Annotated in this window: 12 protein-coding genes; 8 read left to right on the plus strand and 4 right to left on the minus strand. The window is 59.7% G+C overall.

All coding sequences use genetic code 11. The features are described 5' to 3' along the window. Positions 1-69 precede the first annotated feature (69 nt). Genes DJFAAGMI_RS02130 through DJFAAGMI_RS02140 form a run of 3 tightly spaced genes read left to right on the plus strand, consistent with a single transcriptional unit; the run spans position 70 to position 13,644 of the window. Positions 70-10,122, plus strand: a complete 10,053-nt coding sequence (locus DJFAAGMI_RS02130; RefSeq protein ID WP_211455768.1) for an Ig-like domain-containing protein — start codon at positions 70-72, stop codon at positions 10,120-10,122. 36 nt (positions 10,123-10,158) lie between these two features. Continuing rightward, positions 10,159-11,526 carry an efflux RND transporter periplasmic adaptor subunit gene (locus DJFAAGMI_RS02135; protein ID WP_211455769.1) on the plus strand — a complete coding sequence of 456 codons (1,368 nt, stop codon included), beginning with the start codon at positions 10,159-10,161 and terminating at the stop codon, positions 11,524-11,526. Between the two features lie 6 nt (positions 11,527-11,532). After that, complete coding sequence (locus tag DJFAAGMI_RS02140; RefSeq protein ID WP_211455770.1) at positions 11,533-13,644, plus strand: site-2 protease family protein; 2,112 nt, start codon at positions 11,533-11,535, stop codon at positions 13,642-13,644. A 392-nt stretch (positions 13,645-14,036) separates the two neighbouring features. On the opposite strand, the gene DJFAAGMI_RS02145 is transcribed toward DJFAAGMI_RS02140, so the two are convergent. Next, the gene (locus tag DJFAAGMI_RS02145) at positions 14,037-14,588 is read right to left on the minus strand and encodes a ferritin-like domain-containing protein (protein ID WP_211455771.1); all 552 of its coding nucleotides are present in this window, start codon (positions 14,586-14,588) and stop codon (positions 14,037-14,039) included. A gap of 431 nt (positions 14,589-15,019) precedes the next feature. Between DJFAAGMI_RS02145 and DJFAAGMI_RS02150 the strand changes: the two genes are divergently transcribed. Then, positions 15,020-15,586, plus strand: a complete 567-nt coding sequence (locus DJFAAGMI_RS02150; RefSeq protein WP_211455772.1) for a hypothetical protein — start codon at positions 15,020-15,022, stop codon at positions 15,584-15,586. A gap of 425 nt (positions 15,587-16,011) precedes the next feature. Further along, positions 16,012-16,395 carry a hypothetical protein gene (locus DJFAAGMI_RS02155; RefSeq protein ID WP_211455773.1) on the plus strand — a complete coding sequence of 128 codons (384 nt, stop codon included), beginning with the start codon at positions 16,012-16,014 and terminating at the stop codon, positions 16,393-16,395. A gap of 263 nt (positions 16,396-16,658) precedes the next feature. Here DJFAAGMI_RS02155 and DJFAAGMI_RS02160 read toward each other — a convergent pair whose 3' ends face one another. From DJFAAGMI_RS02160 to DJFAAGMI_RS02170, 3 genes are all read right to left on the minus strand, one after another. Continuing rightward, positions 16,659-16,808, minus strand: a complete 150-nt coding sequence (locus tag DJFAAGMI_RS02160; RefSeq protein ID WP_003056894.1) for a hypothetical protein — start codon at positions 16,806-16,808, stop codon at positions 16,659-16,661. 930 nt (positions 16,809-17,738) lie between these two features. Further along, positions 17,739-18,608 carry an alpha/beta fold hydrolase gene (locus DJFAAGMI_RS02165; RefSeq protein WP_283245716.1) on the minus strand — a complete coding sequence of 290 codons (870 nt, stop codon included), beginning with the start codon at positions 18,606-18,608 and terminating at the stop codon, positions 17,739-17,741. Positions 18,609-18,621: 13 nt separating this feature from the next. Beyond that, positions 18,622-18,873: a hypothetical protein gene (locus DJFAAGMI_RS02170; protein WP_155293547.1), complete on the minus strand. Its 252-nt coding sequence runs from the start codon at positions 18,871-18,873 to the stop codon at positions 18,622-18,624. A 353-nt stretch (positions 18,874-19,226) separates the two neighbouring features. Here DJFAAGMI_RS02170 and DJFAAGMI_RS02175 point away from each other — a divergent pair, with 353 nt between their 5' ends. The 3 genes from DJFAAGMI_RS02175 to DJFAAGMI_RS02185 all read left to right on the plus strand — a co-directional run bounded on the left by DJFAAGMI_RS02175 (position 19,227) and on the right by DJFAAGMI_RS02185 (position 20,340). Further along, positions 19,227-19,523, plus strand: a complete 297-nt coding sequence (locus tag DJFAAGMI_RS02175) for an ElaB/YgaM/YqjD family protein (protein WP_249333714.1) — start codon at positions 19,227-19,229, stop codon at positions 19,521-19,523. Between the two features lie 61 nt (positions 19,524-19,584). Next, a complete protein-coding gene (locus tag DJFAAGMI_RS02180; RefSeq protein ID WP_003056880.1) occupies positions 19,585-19,932 on the plus strand; it encodes a PRC-barrel domain-containing protein in 348 nt (115 codons plus the stop codon). Between the two features lie 84 nt (positions 19,933-20,016). Continuing rightward, the gene (locus DJFAAGMI_RS02185; RefSeq protein WP_211455775.1) at positions 20,017-20,340 is read left to right on the plus strand and encodes a hypothetical protein; all 324 of its coding nucleotides are present in this window, start codon (positions 20,017-20,019) and stop codon (positions 20,338-20,340) included. Positions 20,341-20,476 lie beyond the last annotated feature (136 nt).

Consider the following 20,476-nt stretch of genomic DNA (forward strand, 5'->3'; position numbering starts at 1 on the left):
GCAAGCCGCCGGTCTGACCCTGCAAGGCAGGCAAGCGCCATGCCACCTTCATACAGGAAGGACACTTTGATGACCCGCAAATCTCGCCCATTCTGGAACCGTCTGACACAGGCCATGACGGCGCAGGCAGTGAAGACCGACGCTCCTCAGTCGCTGCAGCCGGCCACCGCCGTACGCCCGCTTGCATTGGAGCAGCGCTTTATGTTTGACGGCGCTGCTGCGGTGGATGTGGCGCATGCCGCCACGGACGCCGGGGCCGCAGAGCATGTGGCAGACACGGCCAGCGCACTGCGCCATGCGCTGACTGCGGAAGCGCAGAGGGCGAGCGAGGGTGCGGCAGGAACGACGCAGCGTCAGGAGGTCGTCTTTGTGGACAGCCAGGTGGCCAACCTCGGTGAGTTGCTGGCAGGTTTGTCCGGCAATGACGAAGTGGTGATTCTGGATGCCGGCAAGGACGGCCTGCAGCAGATGGCCGACTACCTGCAGGGGCGCAGCGGGCTGGACGCCATCCACCTGCTGTCGCACGGAGCGGACGGCACGGTGCAGATGGGCAATGTCTGGCTCAGCAGCGCCAACCTGGCGGAGCACCGCACTGCCCTGGAGAGCATTGGCAGTACGCTGAGTGCCGATGGCGATCTACTGCTGTATGGCTGCAGCGTGGGCGAAAGCAGCAAGGGCCAGGCATTTCTGGATGCATTGGCGCTCATGACTGGAGCGGATGTCGCAGGATCTACGGATGACACCGGAGGCCAAGCCTTGGGTGGCAACTGGGTATTGGAACTGCACCGCGGGGACGTCGAGACCACAGCACTTTTTCAGCAAGCTCAGGAGCCTGCCTGGAATTACCTCCTGGCCAGTGCGGCATTCACGAGTGGCACCAGTTATTCCGAAGGGCCGGATGTTGATGCCCACACCAGTACGGTGGACGCTTTGGGCCAACCGTCGAGAAATCTGTTTCTGCTGAATGCTGGGGGCACCTATACGTTCAACGGGAAGGTTGACAGCGGAAATTCGGATTCCACAGACGTCATCCCTATCGAGGTGCCACCGGGCTATGAGATAGCCTCTTATACGTTTCAGGCCTCCGGCGGCTTGGTTGGTGGAAAATTTCTTATTGAAGACATGTCCGGGACCAACGGAATTCTTCGTGATCAAAATCTCAGTAATGCGGCCCGGAATGTGAGTGGGAGCACTGCGATCAAGGCAGGCTCATACGGTGTTTACGTCGGAAACGGCGTGAATGTCTTTGATTACACCTTGACCTTGAACGTGGTCGCCATTAATGCGCCGCCGGTGATCTCCAACTTCAATGGTGACGCTGTCGCCTACGTCGAAGACGCGGCCTATGTGCTGCTCGATAACGGCAGCAACGCCACCGTCACCGATGCCGACTCGGTCAACTTCGCCGGCGGCAAGATGACCGTGCAGATCACCACGGGCCTGGCCAGTGGCGAAGACGTGCTGTTCATCCGCGACCAGGGCAACGGGGCCAACCTGATTTTCGTCACCGGCGCCTCGGTCATCTACAACGGCCTGGTGGTCGGCACCTTCACCGGCGGTACCAACGGCAACCCGCTGGTGATCACCTTCACCAACAACGCCAACCCGACCACCGTCTCCGCCCTGGTGCACAACCTGGCGTACCGCAACTCCAACAGCACCGAGCCGTCGACCACAGCGCGCAGCGTGTCGATCGCCATGGATGATGGTGCCGGCGGCAGCAGCACGACGTCCGTGGTCAGCCTTTCCGTCGTGGCGGTCAACGATGCGCCGGTGGCCAACATCACCGCGACCAACCCGACCTACACCGAGAATACCTCGGCGGTCCAGCTGTTCAGCGGCGCGACCATCAATACCGTCGAGTCCGGGCAGTCGGTGCTGCAGATGGTCTTCTCCGTCAGCGGCGTCGCCAACGGCTCGTCGGAGAAACTGGTCATCGACGGCACCGACGTGACCCTGGTCCAGGGCACCTCGCTGACCACCTCGGCCAATGGCATCAGCATCACGGTGTCGGTGAGCAGCGGCACGGCCACCGTCACCCTGGACAAGGCCGCCGGCCTGTCCACGGCGACGGCGCAGACCGTCCTCAACAACATCTCCTACCGCAACGACAGCGACACCCCGACCACGGTCAACCGGGTCGTCACCCTGAGCACCGTGAGCGACAGTGGCGGAACTGCCAACGGTGGCCAGCCTACCGCTGCCGTGGGCATCTTCAGCACCGTGACCGTGGTCGGCATCAACGATGCGCCGGTCCTCTCCGGCGGGCCCTACAACTTCGCGACCATCAACGAAGACGGTACGGCCACTGGCGTGCAGATCTCGACCATACTGACCAGCCACACCATGAACGACGCCGATACCGGCGCCCTGCGCGGTGTAGCGATCATCGCCAAGACCGGCAACGGCACCTGGCAGTACTCCACCGACAACAGCAACTGGACCGACTTCGGCGCTGTCTCGAATAACAGCTCGCTGTTGCTCGCCGCCACCACCTATGTGCGCTACGTCCCGGACGCCGCCAATGGCGAGACCGCGACCCTGACCTTCCGTGGCTGGGACCAGACCACCGGTACTGCCTCAGCAAACGGCGTCCGCAGCACGGCCGATACCACCAGCAACGGCGGCACCACGGCGTTCTCCATCGGTACCGGGGCGGTCAACCAGATCGTGACCTCGGTCAACGATGCGCCGGTCATGATCGGCGTAGCGCCGACCCTGTCCGGGATCAACGACGACGCGATCAACAACGCCGGTGCGCAGGTCAGCTCCCTGCTGGGCGGTGTCACCGACGTCGACACCGGCGCGCTGAAGGGCATGGCGATCATCGACCTGACCGCGACCTACGGCAAATGGCAGTACAGCACCAACGCTGGCAGCACCTGGAGCGACGTCGGTAGCGTTTCCGTCACGTCCGCGCTGATCCTCACCGCGCAGAACATGGTGCGCTTCGTGCCGGACGGTATCCACGGTGAAACCGCGACCATCAGCTACAAGGCCTGGGACCAGACCAACGCCACCCTCGGCCTGCAGGGCACCAAGGCCAATACCACCACCTCCGGCGGTACCTCGGCCTATTCCAGCCAGTTCGACACCGCCACCGTGGTGGTGACCGCCGTCAACGATCGCCCTGTGGTGACGCTGACCGGCACTGCGGCTGTCTGGACCGAAGCCAACAACGCGCCTTCCAGCCGTATCCCGGTGGACAACGGGGTGACCGTGTCCGATCCGGACGGTCCAAACCCGATCAAAGCCACCGTGCGCCTGCTGACCTACTACAGCTCCCAGGACAGCCTGGCCTTCGTCAACGACGGCCTGAGCATGGGCAATATCGTCGGCACCTGGAACGCCGGCACCGGCATCCTGACCCTGGAGTCCGCCGGCAACACGGCGACCACTGCGGAGTTCCAGGCCGCAATGCGCGCGGTGACCTACGGCAACTCCTCGGACACTCCGAACACCACCAGCCGTACCATTCAGTTCCAGGTCACCGACGGTGGCAACCTGGACTCCATCGCGGTCACCCGCGACGTCACCATCATTGCGGTCAACGATTCGCCGACCATCAGCGCCCCGGTCTCGCAGGCTATCAACGAGGACATCCCGACGGCGCTGAGTTCGATCACCTTCAGCGACGTCGACTCGACCCTGGGCATCGTGACCTTCTCGCTCGGCGGCGGTACCGGTACCCTGAGCGCCACCGGTGCCGGGGGCGTGACCGTGGGCGGCACCTCGACCGCGCTGACCCTGAGCGGCACCCTGGCCAACATCAACCAGTTCATCGCCAACAACCGCCTGGTCTACACCTCGGCGGCCAATGCCAGCGGCGACGTGACCCTGACCATCAACGTCAACACCACCAGCGTGTCCGACGCCACCACCACCATGACCCTGCAGGTCCAGGCGGTGAACGATGCGCCGGTGGCCACCGTGCCGCCGTCCATCACCGTGACCGAAGACGTGTCCAGCGTGATCACCGGCATCAGCTTCACCGACATCGATGTGGGCATCAACGCCGTCACCGCGACCTTCTCGGTGCCGAGCGGCACCCTGAGCGCCACCACCGGCCTGGGCGTCACCGTGGGCGGCTCCGGTACCGGCCTGCTGACCCTGACCGGCAGCCTGGCGGATATCAACTTCTTCATCGCTGCCAACGGCCTGACCTTCAAGACCGCCCAGGATGCCACGGCCAGCGTGATCCTGACGGTCAACATCAACGACGGCGGCTTCAGCGGCAGCGGCGGCGAGCAGACCGACACCAAGACCGTGACCCTCAACGTCACTGCGGTGAACGATGCACCGATCAACAATGTGCCGGGCGCGCAGACGGCCTCGCAGAACGTCGCCCTGGGCTTCAACACCGCCAACGGCAACGCCATTTCGATCAGCGATGTGGACGCCGGCAACGGCCTGATCACCGTGACCCTGACGGCCGTCAACGGCACGCTCACCCTGAGCAACCTCAGCGGCATCAACATGGTCAGCGGTACTGGACTGAATAATGTCGTCATGATCTTCGAGGGCAACCGCACCAATCTCAACGCGGCGTTGCAGAGCCTGACCTTCAGGCCGACGACCAACCACCTCGGCGCGGCCAGCATCACCATCGAGACCAACGACAACGGCAACTCCGGTACCGGTGGTGCCAAGTCCGATGTCGACACCATCTCGATCAACGTCATCCCGGTGAACCCGAAGATCACCGACGTCTCGGCCCAAGGCCTGGACCGCACCGTGAAGATCGGCGACGAAGTGCTGATCAGCATGACCTGGGACCAGGTGGTCAATGTCGACCTCAGCGGTGGCAGCCCGACCTTGCTCCTGGAAACCGGCCTGGTCGATCGCAATGCGGTGTATGTCAGTGGCACCGGCACCAATACCCTGGTGTTCAAGTACACCGTGCAGGCCGGCGATATCAGCGCCGACCTGGACTTCCAGAGCACCGCGGCGCTGCAGTTGAACGGCGCGGCGATCAGCAACAACACCAGCGACCTCGCGGTGCTGACCCTGCCGACCGTGGGCGGCGCCGATTCCCTCGGTGGGCGCAGCAATATCGTGGTCGACGGCGTGGTGCCGGTAGTGGGCAGCGTCTTCGCTCCGGTGGATGGCACCTACATCACCGGCCAGGGCCTCGACTTCACCGTCAACTTCAGCGAAGCGATGACGGTCGACACCACCACCGGCGTGCCGCGCATCGCCGTGACCCTGGATACCGGCGGCACCGTGTATGCCGAGTACATCTCCGGCAGCGGCAGCAGCGCTCTGGTGTTCCGCATGGTGGTCACCAGCGGTCAATTGGACAGCAATGGCATCACCCTGGGCAGCAGCATCGACACCAACGGCGGGGCGATCACCGACCTGGCCGGCAACGCTACCGTGACCACCCTGAACAGCGTGGCCAGCACGACGGGCGTCAATGTCGACGGCATCGCGCCAAGCGTGGTCAGCGTGGTTCCACCGGTGGACGGCAGCTACAAGTCTGGCGACGTGCTCAGCTTCACCGTCAATGCCAGCGAAGCCGTGCAGATCGGCAGCCTGGCGCCGCGCCTGGTGCTGGATGTCGGTGGCGTCACTCGCTACGCCACCTACCTGTCCGGCAGCGGCAGCGACCAGCTGGTGTTCCAGTACGTGGTACAGGCCGGCGACAACGACGCCCACGGCATCGCCGTCAACAGCTTCGACCTGCGTGGCGAACAGCTGACCGACCTGGCCGGCAACGATATCGACCCGACCCTGGGCAATGGCAGCCTGCCGGGCGTACGGGTCGACACTACTGTGCCGACCGCCAGCAATATCGTGCGCGTCGGCGCCAGCCCGACCAACAGCAGCTCGGCCAGCTTCACCGTGACCTTCAGCGAGGACGTGAGCGGTGTTGACGTCAGTGACTTCAACCTGGCACTCGGCGGTTCGGCCGGCGGCAGCATCACCAGCGTCACCCGCGTCGACGGCCGCACCTACACCGTGGTGGTCGACAGCCTGACCGGCGACGGCACCGTGCAGCTCAACCTCAATGCCAGCGGTACCGGCATCACCGATGCCGCCGGCAATGCCCTGAGCGGCGGCCTGAGCGGCGACAGCTACAGCATCGACCGCGTTGCCCCGAGTATTGTCATCGTCCGTGTGCCTGCCAATGGCACCTATGTGGAAGGCCAAATCCTTTCCTTCACTGTCAACGCATCCGAGCTGGTGCTTGTGACCGGCACCCCGGGGCTGGAGCTGACCATTGGCGGCAACGCCGTGCAGGCGAGCTATGTTTCCGGCTCCGGCAGTAATGCGCTGGTGTTTGAGTACACCGTGCAAGCTGGTGATCTGGATGTCGATGGTGTTGCCATCAACGGGCTGAAGCTGAACGGTGGTACCGTGCAGGACGCAGTCGGCAATGATCTGGACCTGACTTTGAATGCTGTTGGCGCAACGACAGAAGTCAAGGTTGACACGATAGCACCCACGGCCACCATCGTTGTAGCGGACACAGCGCTGGCGGTAGGTGAGACCACCACGGTCACCATCACCTTCAGTGAAGCGGTGAACGGGTTTGACAACAGCGATCTGAGCGTCAGCGGCGGCACCTTGAGTGCTGTCACCAGCAGCGACGGCGGCGTCACCTGGACGGCCACCTTCACGCCGACCGCCAACATCACGGCCACCAGCAACCTGATCACGCTGAACAACGCCGGAGTGACAGACAAGGCAGGCAATGTCGGAGTGGGCAGCACGGTATCCAACGCCTATGCCATCGATACCGCACTGCCCACGGCCACCATCGTCGTAGCGGATGCAACGCTTCAAGCCGGAGAGAGCACCACGGTCACCATCACCTTCAGTGAAGCGGTGGACGGGTTTGACAACAGCGATCTGAGCGTTGGCGGCGGCACCTTGAGTGCTGTCACCAGCAGCGATGGCGGCGTCACCTGGACGGCCACCTTCACGCCGACCGCCAACATCACGGCCACCAGCAACCTGATCACACTGAACAATGCGGGAGTGACAGACAAGGCCGGCAATGTCGGAGTGGGCAGCACGGTGTCCAACGCCTATGCCATCGACACCGCACTGCCCACGGCCACCATCGTGGTGACGGACACGGCGCTGGCGATAGGTGAGACCACCACGGTCACCATCACCTTCAGTGAAGCGGTTGACGGGTTTGACAACAGCGATCTGAGCGTCAGCGGCGGCACCTTGAGTGCTGTTGGCAGCAGCGACGGCGGCGTCACCTGGACGGCCACCTTCACTCCGACCGCCAACATCACGGCCACCAGCAACCTGATCACGCTGAACAACGCCGGTGTGACGGACAAGGCAGGCAATGTGGGAGTGGGCAGCACGGTATCCAACGCCTATGCCATCGATACCGCACTGCCCACGGCCACCATCGTCATAGCGGACACAGCGCTTCAAGCCGGAGAGAGCACCACGGTCACCATCACCTTCAGTGAAGCGGTGGACGGGTTTGACAACAGCGATCTGAGCGTCAGCGGCGGCACCTTGAGTGCAGTCACCAGCAGCGACGGCGGCGTCACCTGGACGGCGACCTTCACGCCCACGATCAACCTGGAGAGCACGGGCAACCTGATCACGTTGAACAACGCCGGTGTGACGGACAAGGCAGGCAATGCGGGAGTGGGCAGTACCCACTCCAATGCCTATGTCATCGACACCCAGCGCCCGACGGCCGCCATTGTGGTGACGGACACGGCGCTGGCGGTAGGTGAGACCACCACCGTCACCATCACCTTCAGCGAAGCGGTGACGGGGCTGGATGTTGGTGACTTCACTGTGGCGAACGGCAGTCTGAGCAACCTCAGCAGCAGTGACGGCGTCACCTGGACGGCGACCTTGACGCCGACAGCCAGCATCACCGATGCCAGCAATGTCATCACGCTGAACAACACAGGCTATGTGGATGCAGCGGGCAACACAGGCACCGGTTCAACGGACTCGAACAACTACGCCATCGATACCCAGCGCCCGACCGCCACCATTGTGGTGACGGATACGGCGCTGGCGGTGGGTGAGACCAGCACGGTCAGCATCATCTTTAGCGAGGTGGTCAGCGGACTGACCACCGCTGACTTCACTGTGGCCAACGGCACCTTGAGCAATCTCAGCAGCAGCGATGGCGGCCTTACCTGGACGGCGACGCTGACGCCAACGGCCAGCATCACCGACACCAGCAACGTCATCACCCTGGACAACACCGGCTATACCGACACAGCCGGCAATACCGGGGCCGGCACCAGCGTGTCGAACAACTACGCCATAGACACCCAGCGCCCGACGGCCACCATTGTGGTGACCGACAACGCTTTGAGCGTGGGTGAGACTTCGCTGGTGACCATCACCTTTAGCGAGGCGGTCAGTGGACTGACTACCGCTGACTTCACTTTGGCCAACGGCACCTTGAGCAACCTCAGTAGCGGCGATGGCGGCCTTACCTGGACGGCGACCCTGACGCCTACGGTCGGCATCACCGACACCAGCAATGTAATCACGCTGGACAACAACGGCTATGTGGATGCAGCGGGCAACACAGGCAGTGGCACGACGGATTCGAATAGCTACGCCATCGACACCCAGCGCCCGACGGCCACCATCGTGGTGACCGACAGCGCTCTGAAGGTCGGTGAAACTACGCTGGTGACCATCACCTTCAGCGAGGCGGTCAGCGGACTGACCACCGCTGACTTCACTGTGGCCAACGGCACCTTGATCAACCTCAGCAGCAGCGATGGCGGCCTTACCTGGACGGCGACGCTGACGCCAACGGCCGGCATCACCGACACCAGCAATGTGATCACGCTGAACAACGCTGGCTATGTGGATGCCGCAGGGAATACAGGTAGCGGTACGACGGACTCGAATAACTACGCCATTGATACCCAGCGCCCGACGGCCATCATCGTGGTCGCAGACAATGCTCTGAAGGTGGGTGAGACTTCGCTGGTGACCATCACCTTCAGCGAGGCTGTGAATGGTTTCTCCAATGCCGACCTGAGCGTCGCCAATGGCACGCTGAGTGCCGTGAGCAGCAGCGACGGGGGCATTACCTGGACGGCCACGTTCACTCCGACGGCCGGCATCACCCAGGCCAGCAATCAGATCACGCTGAACAACAGCGATTATGTGGATGCTGCCGGCAATAGCGGAACGGGTACTACGGCATCCAATGTCTATGCCATTGATACCCTGGATCCGGTTGCGCCGGAAATGGCTCTCGATCAAGCGACGCTTGTGGATGGGCGACAAGTCTCTCCAACAGGCTTGGTCATCATCTCCGGTCTGGAAGCGGGAGGAAGCTGGCAGTATTCCCTGGACAATGGCGTCTCCTGGATTGAAGGCCGCGGCAACGCGGTGCAGCTACCTGCTCTGGGGGCATTCAATCTCTGGGTCCAGCAAAAGGACGCGGCAGGCAATGCATCTCCAGTGACCTCACTCAACGGAATTGTTGAGCCCTTGGTTCCTCCGGCAGTGCAGCCTCCGGGACTGCCGGCCTTGACTGATCTGCCTGCTGGGTCTGGCCTTGCACCATTTCAAGCTTCAGAGGTGTCAGAGCCGAATGCAGATTTTCTGCAGTCCACCTCGACGGCGCTCAATACGTCGTCTCAGCGCGATGGGATGTATGGTTCTGAACATTGGTCCGGATACGGAGTTCCGCAGTCAATTGCAGGCGTCAATGACTGGATGGGGGTGTCTCTTTTCGTACCCACAGAAGTCATACGCTCCGGATTTGATCCGGTGCCTGAGCAGTTCTCCGTTTCGACCGGAGCCAGCATTCTGGATCTGAAGCCCGTCCTCCTGGCATCGGATAGTCCGTGGGATATCGAGTCACTCCGGTTCAGCTTCGCCGACCGGCAGGAGTTGCCCGGATGGGTTCGCCTGGATCGTCAAAGCGGCCAGCTGACCATCCATGCTCCCAAGGAGCTCAGCACAACGCTTGTCCTGCAGATCAAGGTCAGCGATGGAAAAGGCCATGAGTCGGTGCGGACTGTCAAAGTGGTCATCGGCGAGGCAAGGGTCACGTCCAGCGCACCCGCAGGGAGGGCTGGGCTGAGTGAGAAGATGGCAAATGCAGCGAATCAGCAGGTGGGGAAAAGGATGTCCATGTATGTCCATGGCTAAAGGATTGATGGGTGCTGTCCATGAGGCGGTTGTGCGATGAATGCAGCCGTTTCTCCTCAGAACGCAAATCCGGCAATGCTGCTGCTCGAGCTTGGGCATCGAGCCAGAGCCGCGCGCAGCAGCGCCGAACTGCGCTTTTTGCTGGTCAACGACAGTCGTTTGCTCGTGCCTTACCGTCAAGCATGTTTGTGGCTGGACAAGGAGGGTGTGACGGCGCTGTCCGGCGTGGTCGAGACCGACAGGAACACTCCTTATGCGCAGTGGCTGCACGGGGTTGGCCAGTTTCTCCAGGCGCAGCCATCCGTTCAGGTTCGGCGCATTGAACCGGCCCAGCTTCCTCCCGAGCTGGCCAGTTCCTGGAACGAATGGCTGGGCGCTTATGCGATATGGGTGCCTCTTGTGCAGGATGCCCAGACACCTGTTTGTTGCGGTGGGCTGTTGCTTTCAGGGGCGCAGCCTATTGAAGAGCAGCGTTTTCCGCTGCTCGCCGAATGGTGTCATATCTGGTTCCATGCATACGCTGCATTGCAGGCAGGCCAATCCAGGTTCTGGCGAAAGCCTGCGGCGGTATCAAAAGCTGCAGCCAGGAGCTGGTGGCAGAGAAAGCCTGTCTGGATCATTGGCGGGCTTATTGCGATTGGTGCTGTCCCTGTGCATATGAGCGTTCTTGCGCCGGGTGAACTGGTAGCAGCCCAGCCTGTGGTGTTGAGAGCACCTCTGGATGGCGTCATCGATCAGATTCATGTCCAGCCCAACCAAGTGGTCCGTAAAGGTGAACGCCTGTTTGGACTGGATGAGGCGCAGATTGGCAGCCGATTGGAAGTTGCCCAGCAAGCTTTGCTGACCGCTGAGGCTGAGTACCGGCAATCCGCCCAGCTGGCCTTGGGCGATGCTCGCTCCAAGGCGCAGCTGGCCGTGCTCGTCGGGCGTATAGGCGAGAAGCGCGCCGAGGTGCAATATCTGAGCGATCAGCGTGAGCGCAGCCGGGTGCTGGCACCTGAAGATGGCATGGTCCTGTTTGATTCCCCCACGGAATGGCTTGGCAAGCCTGTTCAGACGGGCGAGCGCGTGATGCGCATTGCCCGGCCTGATGAGGTGGAAATCGAGGCCTGGATCCCCATCGGGGATGCCATTCCATTGGAGCAGGGTTCTACGGTGAAGCTGTATCTGGCTGCCAATCCCATGGCCGGCCTGGAGGGCAAGCTCCGGTACATGGCATACGACGCCAGTGCCAGACCGGATGGTAGCTATGCGTACCGGGTGCGAGCCACCATGCCGCCCAATAGGGAGGAGGCCCGTATTGGCCTCAAAGGTACCGCCAAACTTCAAGGCGATTGGGTGCCCCTGGTCTATTGGGTTTTGCGCAAGCCCTGGGCTGTCCTGCGGCAGTTCCTTGCCTGGTAAGTCGGCATGAGTACCGCATGGCCTGCATTGCGTGAAGAGCTGGATTTGCTTGCCGGTCCTGTGCTGCCCGATGGCCAGCCCAGCTGGACCCTGCATGATCCCGTGCGTAATCTGTTTTTCCAGCTGGACTGGGCCAGCTTTGAGGTGTTCAAGCGCTGGCATTTTGGGGCCGCTGAAGCGATCGTGCAGGATGTGAATGCTCAAACGACATTGACGCTGCATCAGGAGGACGTGAACGCGCTTTTCCAGTTTGCGCAGCGCAATGATCTACTGGAGCCACTTCCCAATAGTGCGGGCACGCTGGCCGAGCGTTGGCAGTCCAGGCGTTCAAGCTGGATGCAATGGCTTTTGCATAACTACCTCTTTTTTCGGGTCCCTCTGATCAAGCCCGATCGCTGGCTGACAAGATGGGCGCCGCGGCTGGACTTTCTTTTCAGTCGCACTTTTGCCTGGATTACCTTGCTGGCTTTGTGCGCTGGACTTTGGGGCGTTTCCCGCGCGTGGGGTGTGTTTACCGCGACCTTGGTTGATTCGCTGACCTGGCAAGGCCTGGCGGCCTACGGCTTGACTTTGGGGTTTGTCAAGGTATTGCATGAACTGGGGCACGGCTTGACCGCCAAGCGATTCGGATGCCGCGTTCCCACCATGGGCGTCGCTTTTCTGGTGCTATGGCCGGTGGCATACACAGATACCAATGAGGTCTGGAAGTTGACACGGCGTGACCAGCGCCTCAAGGTGGCGGGCGCCGGAATTGCAACGGAGCTGATCATTGCCGCATGGGCCTTGCTGGCCTGGGTCTGGTTGCCGGAGGGGGCACCCAAATCCATGGCCTTCTTGCTGGCCACCACGACATGGGTCAGCACCCTGGTCATCAATGCAAGCCCATTCATGCGCTTTGATGGGTATTTTCTGCTGTCCGATTTTCTGCAAATGCCCAATTTGCACTCACGTGCCTTTGCCCTGGCACGCTGGGATATGAGGGAGAGATTATTCAAGCTCGGAGAACCTCCGCCAGAGTTTTTCTCCAATGCCAAACGCCGCGGGCTGATCCTGTTTGCCTGGGCTACCTGGATTTATCGACTGGTTCTTTTCTTGGGTATTGCGGCCTTGGTCTATCACTTCTTTGTCAAGGCGTTGGGTATTTTGCTGTTTCTGGTGGAAATCGTGTGGTTCATTGCCAAGCCTGTGTGGTCAGAGATTTCAGCGTGGTCTTCACGCTGGCCTCAAATTGTGCGTAGTCGAAGAGCTCGTTGGAGCGCTGTCGGTGCCTTTGTCCTTGTTGCGCTGTGCTGGCTTCCAATGCCTGCTCCGATTCGCACGGAGGGCATGTTGCAATCCAGTGATATTTGGCCTTTGCATGCGCTTGACGCATCGCAGCTGCAACAGCAAATACTTGGCAACGCAGATACGATCACGCTGGATGCGCCTGTCTTTGTGCTGAATTCCCCGGCGCTCAAGGCTGCTCAGGCTCAGAACGATGCCCAGAGAATCCAGTATTCACAGCAAATAGCTGCGGCAGGTTTCGACTCGGAGCTGCGTCGAGATTGGCAGGTTCTGCAGGAGCGCCAGCTGCAGGCGGCCACCCAACAGCAGGCGGTGGAAACCGAAGCCAGCCGATACCGGCTGAATGCCTCGGGCGCCGGAGTGCTGCGAGATGTGGATCCTGATCTGCGGTCAGGAGACTGGCTCGCCCGCAACGAACTGCTGGGCAGAGTCGTGGGCCGTGATCGCTTGGAGGTTCTTGCCTATGTGCAGGAAGAAGATGTCCAGCGCATCAGCACCGGCGACAGCGCAATTTTCATCGCTGACGCTGGTGTGGGGCCGGTGCTGGATCTGAGGGTGCGTAGTGTCGATCAGGATGCGAGTCGTACTCTCTCGGAGGCTGCGCTGTCTTCGGCGGCTGGCGGCATGATTCAGGTCCGAAGCATGCAATCCACCCTGTACCCGGAGCGCCCGGTCTACAGAGTGGTGCTGGATGTGGTGACACCGCTGGAGGCAGACACCGATTTTCAACACCGCTGGCGTGGCAAAGTCGCCATTCGCGGTCGTTGGGAAGCTGCTGCATCGCAGTTTGTGAAAACTGCGACAAGTGTCTTCTGGCGAGAAGCCGGTTTTTAGCTCCGATAGGCTGTGTCCTGTTCGCCAGAGCAACCCGGACCGCTCCTGGTTGCTCATTTCAGGGCTGAATGACAGCGATGAACCTTGCCGGACCACTGAAGCATCAGCTGTGGTCATCGGTTTCCTGCCCTGGAGCACGGCCGAAGTGCGGGGGCATTGACGATGCACTGCCTTGCACAGGATACGGCCATGCAGCGGGTGGGCCTGCCCGGCGGCACGACAAGCTCAAACCGTTCATTGAGGACACTGCGCGTGAGGTGACACGTGTCCGGGATAGCAGCGCCTCCTGCGCCGGCATTCTGGTGCTGGCAATGGCTGGCTGAGCCGCAGCAACGGATACTGGAAGCCGGTGGCTTGGACCCGATACCCCGCTCAGATGCTTATGACTGCTGCTATTTATGCATCCAGTCGGACAGCTCGTCAGCGTGCTCCTGCTCCTGTTCAAGGATCTGCTCAATCAGCCGGCGAGTGGTGTGGTCTTTATCCCCGATCAGGGCAATCATCTGTGTGTAGGCCTCGATCGCCACTCGTTCGGCAACGAGGTTGGCCCGAATCATGGAATGCAGGTCCAGCTGTTCATCGTAGTCAGCGTGACTGCGGTCAACAAGCGTGGCCGGATTGAAGTCAGGCTCACCACCCAGTTGGACAATGCGCGCTGCTATTCGATCGGCATGGGACTGCTCCTCGTTGGCATGCACGAGAAATTCACCGGCTATGGCTGGCGAGGACAGGCCGGTAGCCGTGAAGTGGTGGCGTTTGTATCGCAGAATGCAGACAAGCTCGGTGGCCAGGGAATCATTCAGCAACTGGATGATGTCCTCGCGCCAGGGGCTTTTTTCTTCAACGACGGCTCCGTCATCCAGGCTGCGCTTGGCTCTTTCCAGTGCTTGGGTATCAATCTTCAGTGGCGCGTGAGCGGTTTTCCTTTGTGCAGTTTGGGACATACGTGGGTCTCTGAGTTATGGGGTGAACACAAGGCTGGCAGCTTCTGCGGGAGTCAGGCCAGCCGCGTATGTCCTAACTTAGATGGCATCGCCATGCATGTCTGTGAGACAACTTCGCATAAGCCTCGCTGACGCGCAGTCCGATTTTTGAAGTCGCTCCTTGTCAGGTCAGGCCTGGGAGCCTCGTGCGTTCCTGGCTGCAGCGGGTTCTGGGCCCTGAACCGATGAGCGTCTGTGGACGGCCAGCGTAGGCTCAGACCCACCCTCATTTTTAGGTATGCCTGACGCTTTGCCAGGCACACGGGTTCTAGAGTCAAAGCTCGCCCTGCACAACAGAGGCGCACGCTCAGGCAGCGCCGCCGTTGGGCGGGTTAACGATCCATTGCGTATGTCTAAAGGCATCGTGATAACAACCTGAAAAGGAAAGTGTCATGAAGTTCAACCCTAAGTTGGCCATCGTTTACGCCGCAACCGCTTTAACCGCATCGGCTTTCGCTTTGACTCCCGCGGAGCACACAGCAGAGAAGCAACGTATCAGCGCGGAATACAAGGCCGCCAAAGAGCAATGCAAGACACTGAAGGGCAATGCCAAGGACGTCTGCGAAGAGCAGGCGAAAGGCGCTGAGAAGGTGTCGTCAGCGGAGCTGAAATACAAAGCCGAGCCCAACGAAAAAAACCAGTATGCGGTCGCCAGAGCGAAGGCTGATGCCGATTACGGAGTGGCCAAGGAAAAGTGCGACGACTTCTCTGGCAATTCGAAAGATGTGTGTCAAAAGGATGCAAAGGCCGCGCATGTAAAGGCACTGGAGTCCGCGAAAGTCTCCGAAGTTCGAAATGATCCGGCTGCAAAGCCAGGTGATATTGCCAACGCAAGAAAGGACGCCAGCGAGAGAACCAGGGAAGCGGATTACAAGGCCGCTAAAGAGCGCTGTGATCCGTTGTCCGGCGATGTCAAAGATGCCTGTATAGCGGATGCCAAGAGGCGTTTCGGTCAATAGGCTCGGCAGGTCTGAAGACGTAAAGGCGGAGTTTCATGCTCTGCCTTTTTTCATGCGTGCCTCAAATCTGCATGGATATCGATACATCCGGATATGTGCCTGAGGAGCTGTGAAATATGAAGAAGTCAGTACGGGTCGAGATTGTGTACTGCGTGACGCACTGCCCATCAGCTGCAGAAGCTTGATTTTCTTCGAAATGGGGCCTGGGGTACCTGTTCTTTGGCTCATGCCGCCGTCATCTGAGAGAGGAATATCTGGCGATCAACTTGATGGAGACCGATCTGGGAAGCGCAGAAGAACAGCATTTGAGAAGCACGAACACTCAAGGCTGGAGCTGTGTGAATCTTGTTACTTTGGGTAAAACCGTTTAGAGGTAGGGATGACTTCGCGTAAGTTGAAGGATCATTCTTACAAACGGGAGGAACATGCCAATTCCAGGAACGCCTGCGCCATTTGATTTAAAGCTGCATGACTGGCTGAGCAAGATTGAAGCGGCAAAGCCATGTCATTGTCAGCAGGACGCGCATGATCTGATCATGGGTTTGTGGGCGCAAACTCATCTTGAGGGTGGTGCTCCTGAAGTGCTTGTACAGGCTTTGCTGAACAGAAAGCTCTGTATCGAAGATGGTTGGCAGGGTCTCGACTCCGATGTCGCGTTTACCGATATTGACGCGAATTTTTCGGTACGAGTCCATCTGCATATGGATGGAAGTGTCGTTATTCAATCGATTGAAGAAGATGCGCCCCAGATTCTGGGTGTGCTGCCAGCTGCGCCACAAGACCAGTTGGTGTCGGTAGGCGTTGGATGAACCCATAAAAATGCCCGCCGAAGCGGGCAAATTTCAGGGTCGTATCAAGCAGTCCTTCAGCGTTGACAGTCAATGCATTTGAATACTTGGCGATGGCTTTGTTTCCTCGCCTAGTTGCCGCTTATTGCATTTGCACTGCTGCTGATTGAAATTCGGACTCTTGATAGGTTGCCCCATCTGTAGCGGCCAGTAGAGACTTCGATACTGCTTGTTTGTCAAAGGGTGGCAAACATCTTCAAGCTCACTGGTCGCGTTATCACGTCCTATTTTGCCTGTTGCTGCTTCTGCTGACCCTGCTGCTGCCCAGGCTGTTGCTGCTTTGGGGCTTGCTGCTGTTGCTGCTTTTTTTGCTGATCCGCCGCGTTTTGACCTTGTTGATTCACGTTGTTCTGCTGGTTGTTTTGCTGTTGCATAACTCTAGTCCTTCAGTTGAGGTGAACAACAAGCGGTTGCTTGCTGTGGTTCAAGCATGACGCGTCATAAAAAACCACTTTGTAGGAAGTCGGAGACCAAACCTGTCTTTTGTAACGATGATCGCCATCGACCAGGCTCTGCCATTTACTTGCTTCAGCAGCGACAGTAAGGTGGGATGAAGTCCAAGGAGAAAGGTCATGAAAATTCTGAATGCGACCGGCCCCGATGCCCCCAATCTCCCCCCGCTTGAGGATCCGAATCGACCCCCAGGTGTTGTTCCCTCCAAGCCCAAGCCGATTGATCCTCCCCAGGATGTTCCTCCTGTGCAGCTTCCGCCAGAACCTGCGCCCCAGCCCTGAAGGAGGCCGCAGATGCCAAGAGGGGATAAATCCAAATACACGGACAAGCAGAAGCGCCAGGCTGCACATATCGAAGAGAGCTATGAGGAGCGGGGAGTGAGCGAAAAAAGAGCCCAAGAGATCGCTTGGGCCACGGTGAACAAAGAGTCTGGGGGCGGTAAAAAGTCCGGCTCGGGCAGAGCCAAGCCCAAATCCAAGCCATAGCGACGTAGGCTCAGATCAGCGTCTGATCAGACAGAGTTGCAGAGATTGCTACAAAGGCTGCTGCACACTTTTTGCAGGCATCTGCACAGGCTTGACGTACGCGGGCAAGTGCTGTTTGCATTCATTGGCACATGTCTGTCCATCTCGCTGTTGCGAGCCATGGAGAACGCAGCGAGACATCAGATTGCTGCACAGTCAGCATCCAGCATGAGGCAGCAGGTCATCTCTGCACATCGCTTTCCTTGAGGCAGGCATGCAAAGCATGAATCGCAAGCGGCGGCACAGCCGTTGCATTCATCAATGCAGGCCAGCTAAGGGGGGGGACATCATGGCAGGCTCCTTTCAAGGCAGCGAAGAAAGAGAGGCTCAGTGAGCCTTGATGAAATCGATCAGCGCCCGATTGAACTCCTGGGCATGCGAGAGATTGCAGCCGTGCGGCCCGTTTTTGATGATATGGATCTGACTGCCTTTCACTGCATCGTGGGTTCTGGCCCCGCTGACCTCCAGAGGAACAATGCGGTCGCTGTCGCCATGAATGATGAGCGTAGGCACATCAATTTTCTGCAGATCGCCCCGAAAGTCGGTTCTCGAGAAGGAGCCGATGCAGGCATGGGTTGCCTTCGCTGAGGCAAATGCCGCAATCGTCTTGGCATACTCGCGCTGTGCCTCGCTGACCAGCAAGCTGCCTTGCGCATTCGAGAAGAATTTCTGTGTGAATTCATCCAGAAAACTCAGGCGGTCCTGAAGAACGGCCTGCTCCTTCTTCGCAACGTCTGCTTCGGTGACCGCTCCTTGCGGGTTCGTCTCGCACTTGAGCAGGAACGGTGGAACAGCCGCAGCGAACACTGCACATCGGATAAAGGCTGTGCCATAGGTCCCGATGTAGCGAGCCACTTCGCCGCCGCCCATGGAGAAGCCCACCAGGCAGACCTTCTCCAGTTCAAGTTCCGTGATCAGCTCATTGAGGTCTCTGACCAGCGAGTCGTAGTCGTAGCCACCCCAGGGTTGGGAAGAGGCGCCAAAGCCTCGCCGGTCATAGGCAATCACTCTGAATCCGGCGTCAACCAGATCGGCAACCTGAGGCTCCCAGGTGCGTCCGCTCAGAGGCCACCCATGAATGAGCACAACGGGCGGACCACTCCCAAAGTCTTGATAGTGCAGTTTTAGGGGCCTGGAACTGGATTGGGAAATATCAAGGTATGGCATCGGATCTCCTGTGTAGTGACGGTCATACAAGACGTGAGCCGGACTAGGTCGTTCTTCGGCTACCCAAGGGGCGTCCATCGCCGGCCCTGGCGTCTGTATCGACCAGACCTCTTTTGAGGTCGTTGTGGGCTTGCTCCATCTCCGGGTGAACGTTGCCGCCGGTTGCATGCAATGACTGATCCCGCTCGTGCGGCAGCTGGGACTCGTTGCCATGTGCCCCCGCGTCGCCCTTTTTCCTGAGATTCACTTTGGCTTCGTCGGGGCTTGCCACCGTCAAATGGTCTTTAGGTTTCATAAGCGCCTCCTTTCGAAATCTCAGTCTGGTGTAGTGACCAAGACTGCCGTGTAGTCCATACGGCAAGACATGTTCGAACCTGTGAATGACGTGTCCAGATGCTATGGACCGATTCACGGATTCAGGATCGAGAGGTTCGAAGTCGCTTGCCATGAGAAGCACCGCATACCCCGCGCCGACCGGGCATGCGCGGGGCCGGCCTGTTCACGAGGAGGGTTTTGATCCTCAGTTTGAGTGATGAGGATGTCGTTGCTTCAGGTCACATTTCAAATGGCCAGGCCCGGGCTCGGCCTACAGCGGCTCCAAGCTTGTGTGCTTACTCTGAACCTCACATGTTCACGAAAGGAGCTCACATGAGATTTCGAAAAGCGAGTACCGCTGACCTCGCCAACGACCTGAGCCAGTTGCTGGATGACTTGAAAGAAGTCCTCGCGTCCAAGGGGCGCGATGCGGATCCGGCAGCGTCACTGCTGTTCAGCAAGGCAGCAACAACGCTTGAGAAAGTGAGAACCGCCTCATCCAATGCAGTTTGCGAATCCAAGGCCGCGGCGCAGGCTGCGGATGCTTATGTACACGACTCACCCTGGCGTGCAGTGGGTGGGGCATTGGCGGTTGGCGCACTGATTGGATTGGTGCTCAGCCGGCGTTAAGCCGTCGAAATTCTCAACAGCCACCGCGCTTCCCAGTGGTCAGTTCAAACAAGGAGTTCACATGATCACCACATCCGCTCTCATTTCATCGTCCAAGGTGGACGGCACCAAGGTATACAACCCGGCTGGCGAAAAGCTGGGCTCGATCGAGTCCTTGATGATCGACAAGATATCCGGCCAGGTTCGCTACGCCGTCATGGCGTTTGGCGGCTTCCTGGGGATGGGCACTGATCGCCATCCATTGCCATGGAGCACTCTGAAATACGACGTGAATCAGGAGGGCTACGTTGTTTCCCTGTCCAAGGAACAACTGCGTGAAGGACCTCGATATCCCGTGGACACCGTGCCCGAGTACACCGATGAGTACGGAAGGCGTGTCCATGACTACTACGGCGTGCCGTGGATCTGAATCAGCCCGGCACTGCAGCGCTCATTGTCGTGAGCGCTTCACACCAGCCGCCTCTGCCGATGCGGCTCTTTCAAGGAGTTTGTTATGAACGGCAATCAGCATTCCGCAGCTAGTACCACGGAATATTGCACAAACGACAAGCCCGCAGAGAACAAGGCATCTGAGCCGACCATCATTGCCGAGCAGCATAGAAGTGAGTCCGCGACCCCGAAGAGCATGGCTGGGAATGCAGTTGCCAGCACGCCGCCTGCTGCGCCTGAGCAGCCAGCCAATCCTCATCCATCACAGCAGCCACAATATCCTGCGGATCCGATGGACCCCTCCGATCCCAATGGCCCGAATCCGATCGAAGGCGGAAGAGAGGAGCTGTTCCCCACGGAACCTGCCAAGCAGCCTCCCAACGAGTAGTTCTTGCGTGCGCTGAAGATTGATGGCTGCTGGACAGAGGAGATCAGGCGACGGCAACCGCTTGCACGTGCAGCAAGCCGGGCCGAGTGCAACGGCTGCACGGGGCAAGGCCTGGAGCCCGCCAGGATGGCAGGCC

This window comes from Comamonas brasiliensis, assembly GCF_018292285.1.
GTDB classification, from domain to species: Bacteria; Pseudomonadota; Gammaproteobacteria; order Burkholderiales; family Burkholderiaceae_C; genus Comamonas; species Comamonas brasiliensis.

Excerpts from the sequence above, each read along its gene's own strand:
- DJFAAGMI_RS02130 (WP_211455768.1), top strand. The coding sequence starts at position 70 with ATGACCCGCAAATCTCGCCCATTCTGGAACCGTCTGACACAGGCCATG.
- DJFAAGMI_RS02135 (WP_211455769.1), top strand. The coding sequence starts at position 10,159 with ATGAATGCAGCCGTTTCTCCTCAGAACGCAAATCCGGCAATGCTGCTG.
- DJFAAGMI_RS02140 (WP_211455770.1), top strand. The coding sequence starts at position 11,533 with ATGAGTACCGCATGGCCTGCATTGCGTGAAGAGCTGGATTTGCTTGCC.
- DJFAAGMI_RS02145 (WP_211455771.1), bottom strand. The coding sequence starts at position 14,588 with ATGTCCCAAACTGCACAAAGGAAAACCGCTCACGCGCCACTGAAGATT.
- DJFAAGMI_RS02150 (WP_211455772.1), top strand. The coding sequence starts at position 15,020 with ATGAAGTTCAACCCTAAGTTGGCCATCGTTTACGCCGCAACCGCTTTA.
- DJFAAGMI_RS02155 (WP_211455773.1), top strand. The coding sequence starts at position 16,012 with ATGCCAATTCCAGGAACGCCTGCGCCATTTGATTTAAAGCTGCATGAC.
- DJFAAGMI_RS02160 (WP_003056894.1), bottom strand. The coding sequence starts at position 16,808 with ATGCAACAGCAAAACAACCAGCAGAACAACGTGAATCAACAAGGTCAA.
- DJFAAGMI_RS02170 (WP_155293547.1), bottom strand. The coding sequence starts at position 18,873 with ATGAAACCTAAAGACCATTTGACGGTGGCAAGCCCCGACGAAGCCAAA.
- DJFAAGMI_RS02175 (WP_249333714.1), top strand. The coding sequence starts at position 19,227 with ATGAGATTTCGAAAAGCGAGTACCGCTGACCTCGCCAACGACCTGAGC.
- DJFAAGMI_RS02180 (WP_003056880.1), top strand. The coding sequence starts at position 19,585 with ATGATCACCACATCCGCTCTCATTTCATCGTCCAAGGTGGACGGCACC.
- DJFAAGMI_RS02185 (WP_211455775.1), top strand. The coding sequence starts at position 20,017 with ATGAACGGCAATCAGCATTCCGCAGCTAGTACCACGGAATATTGCACA.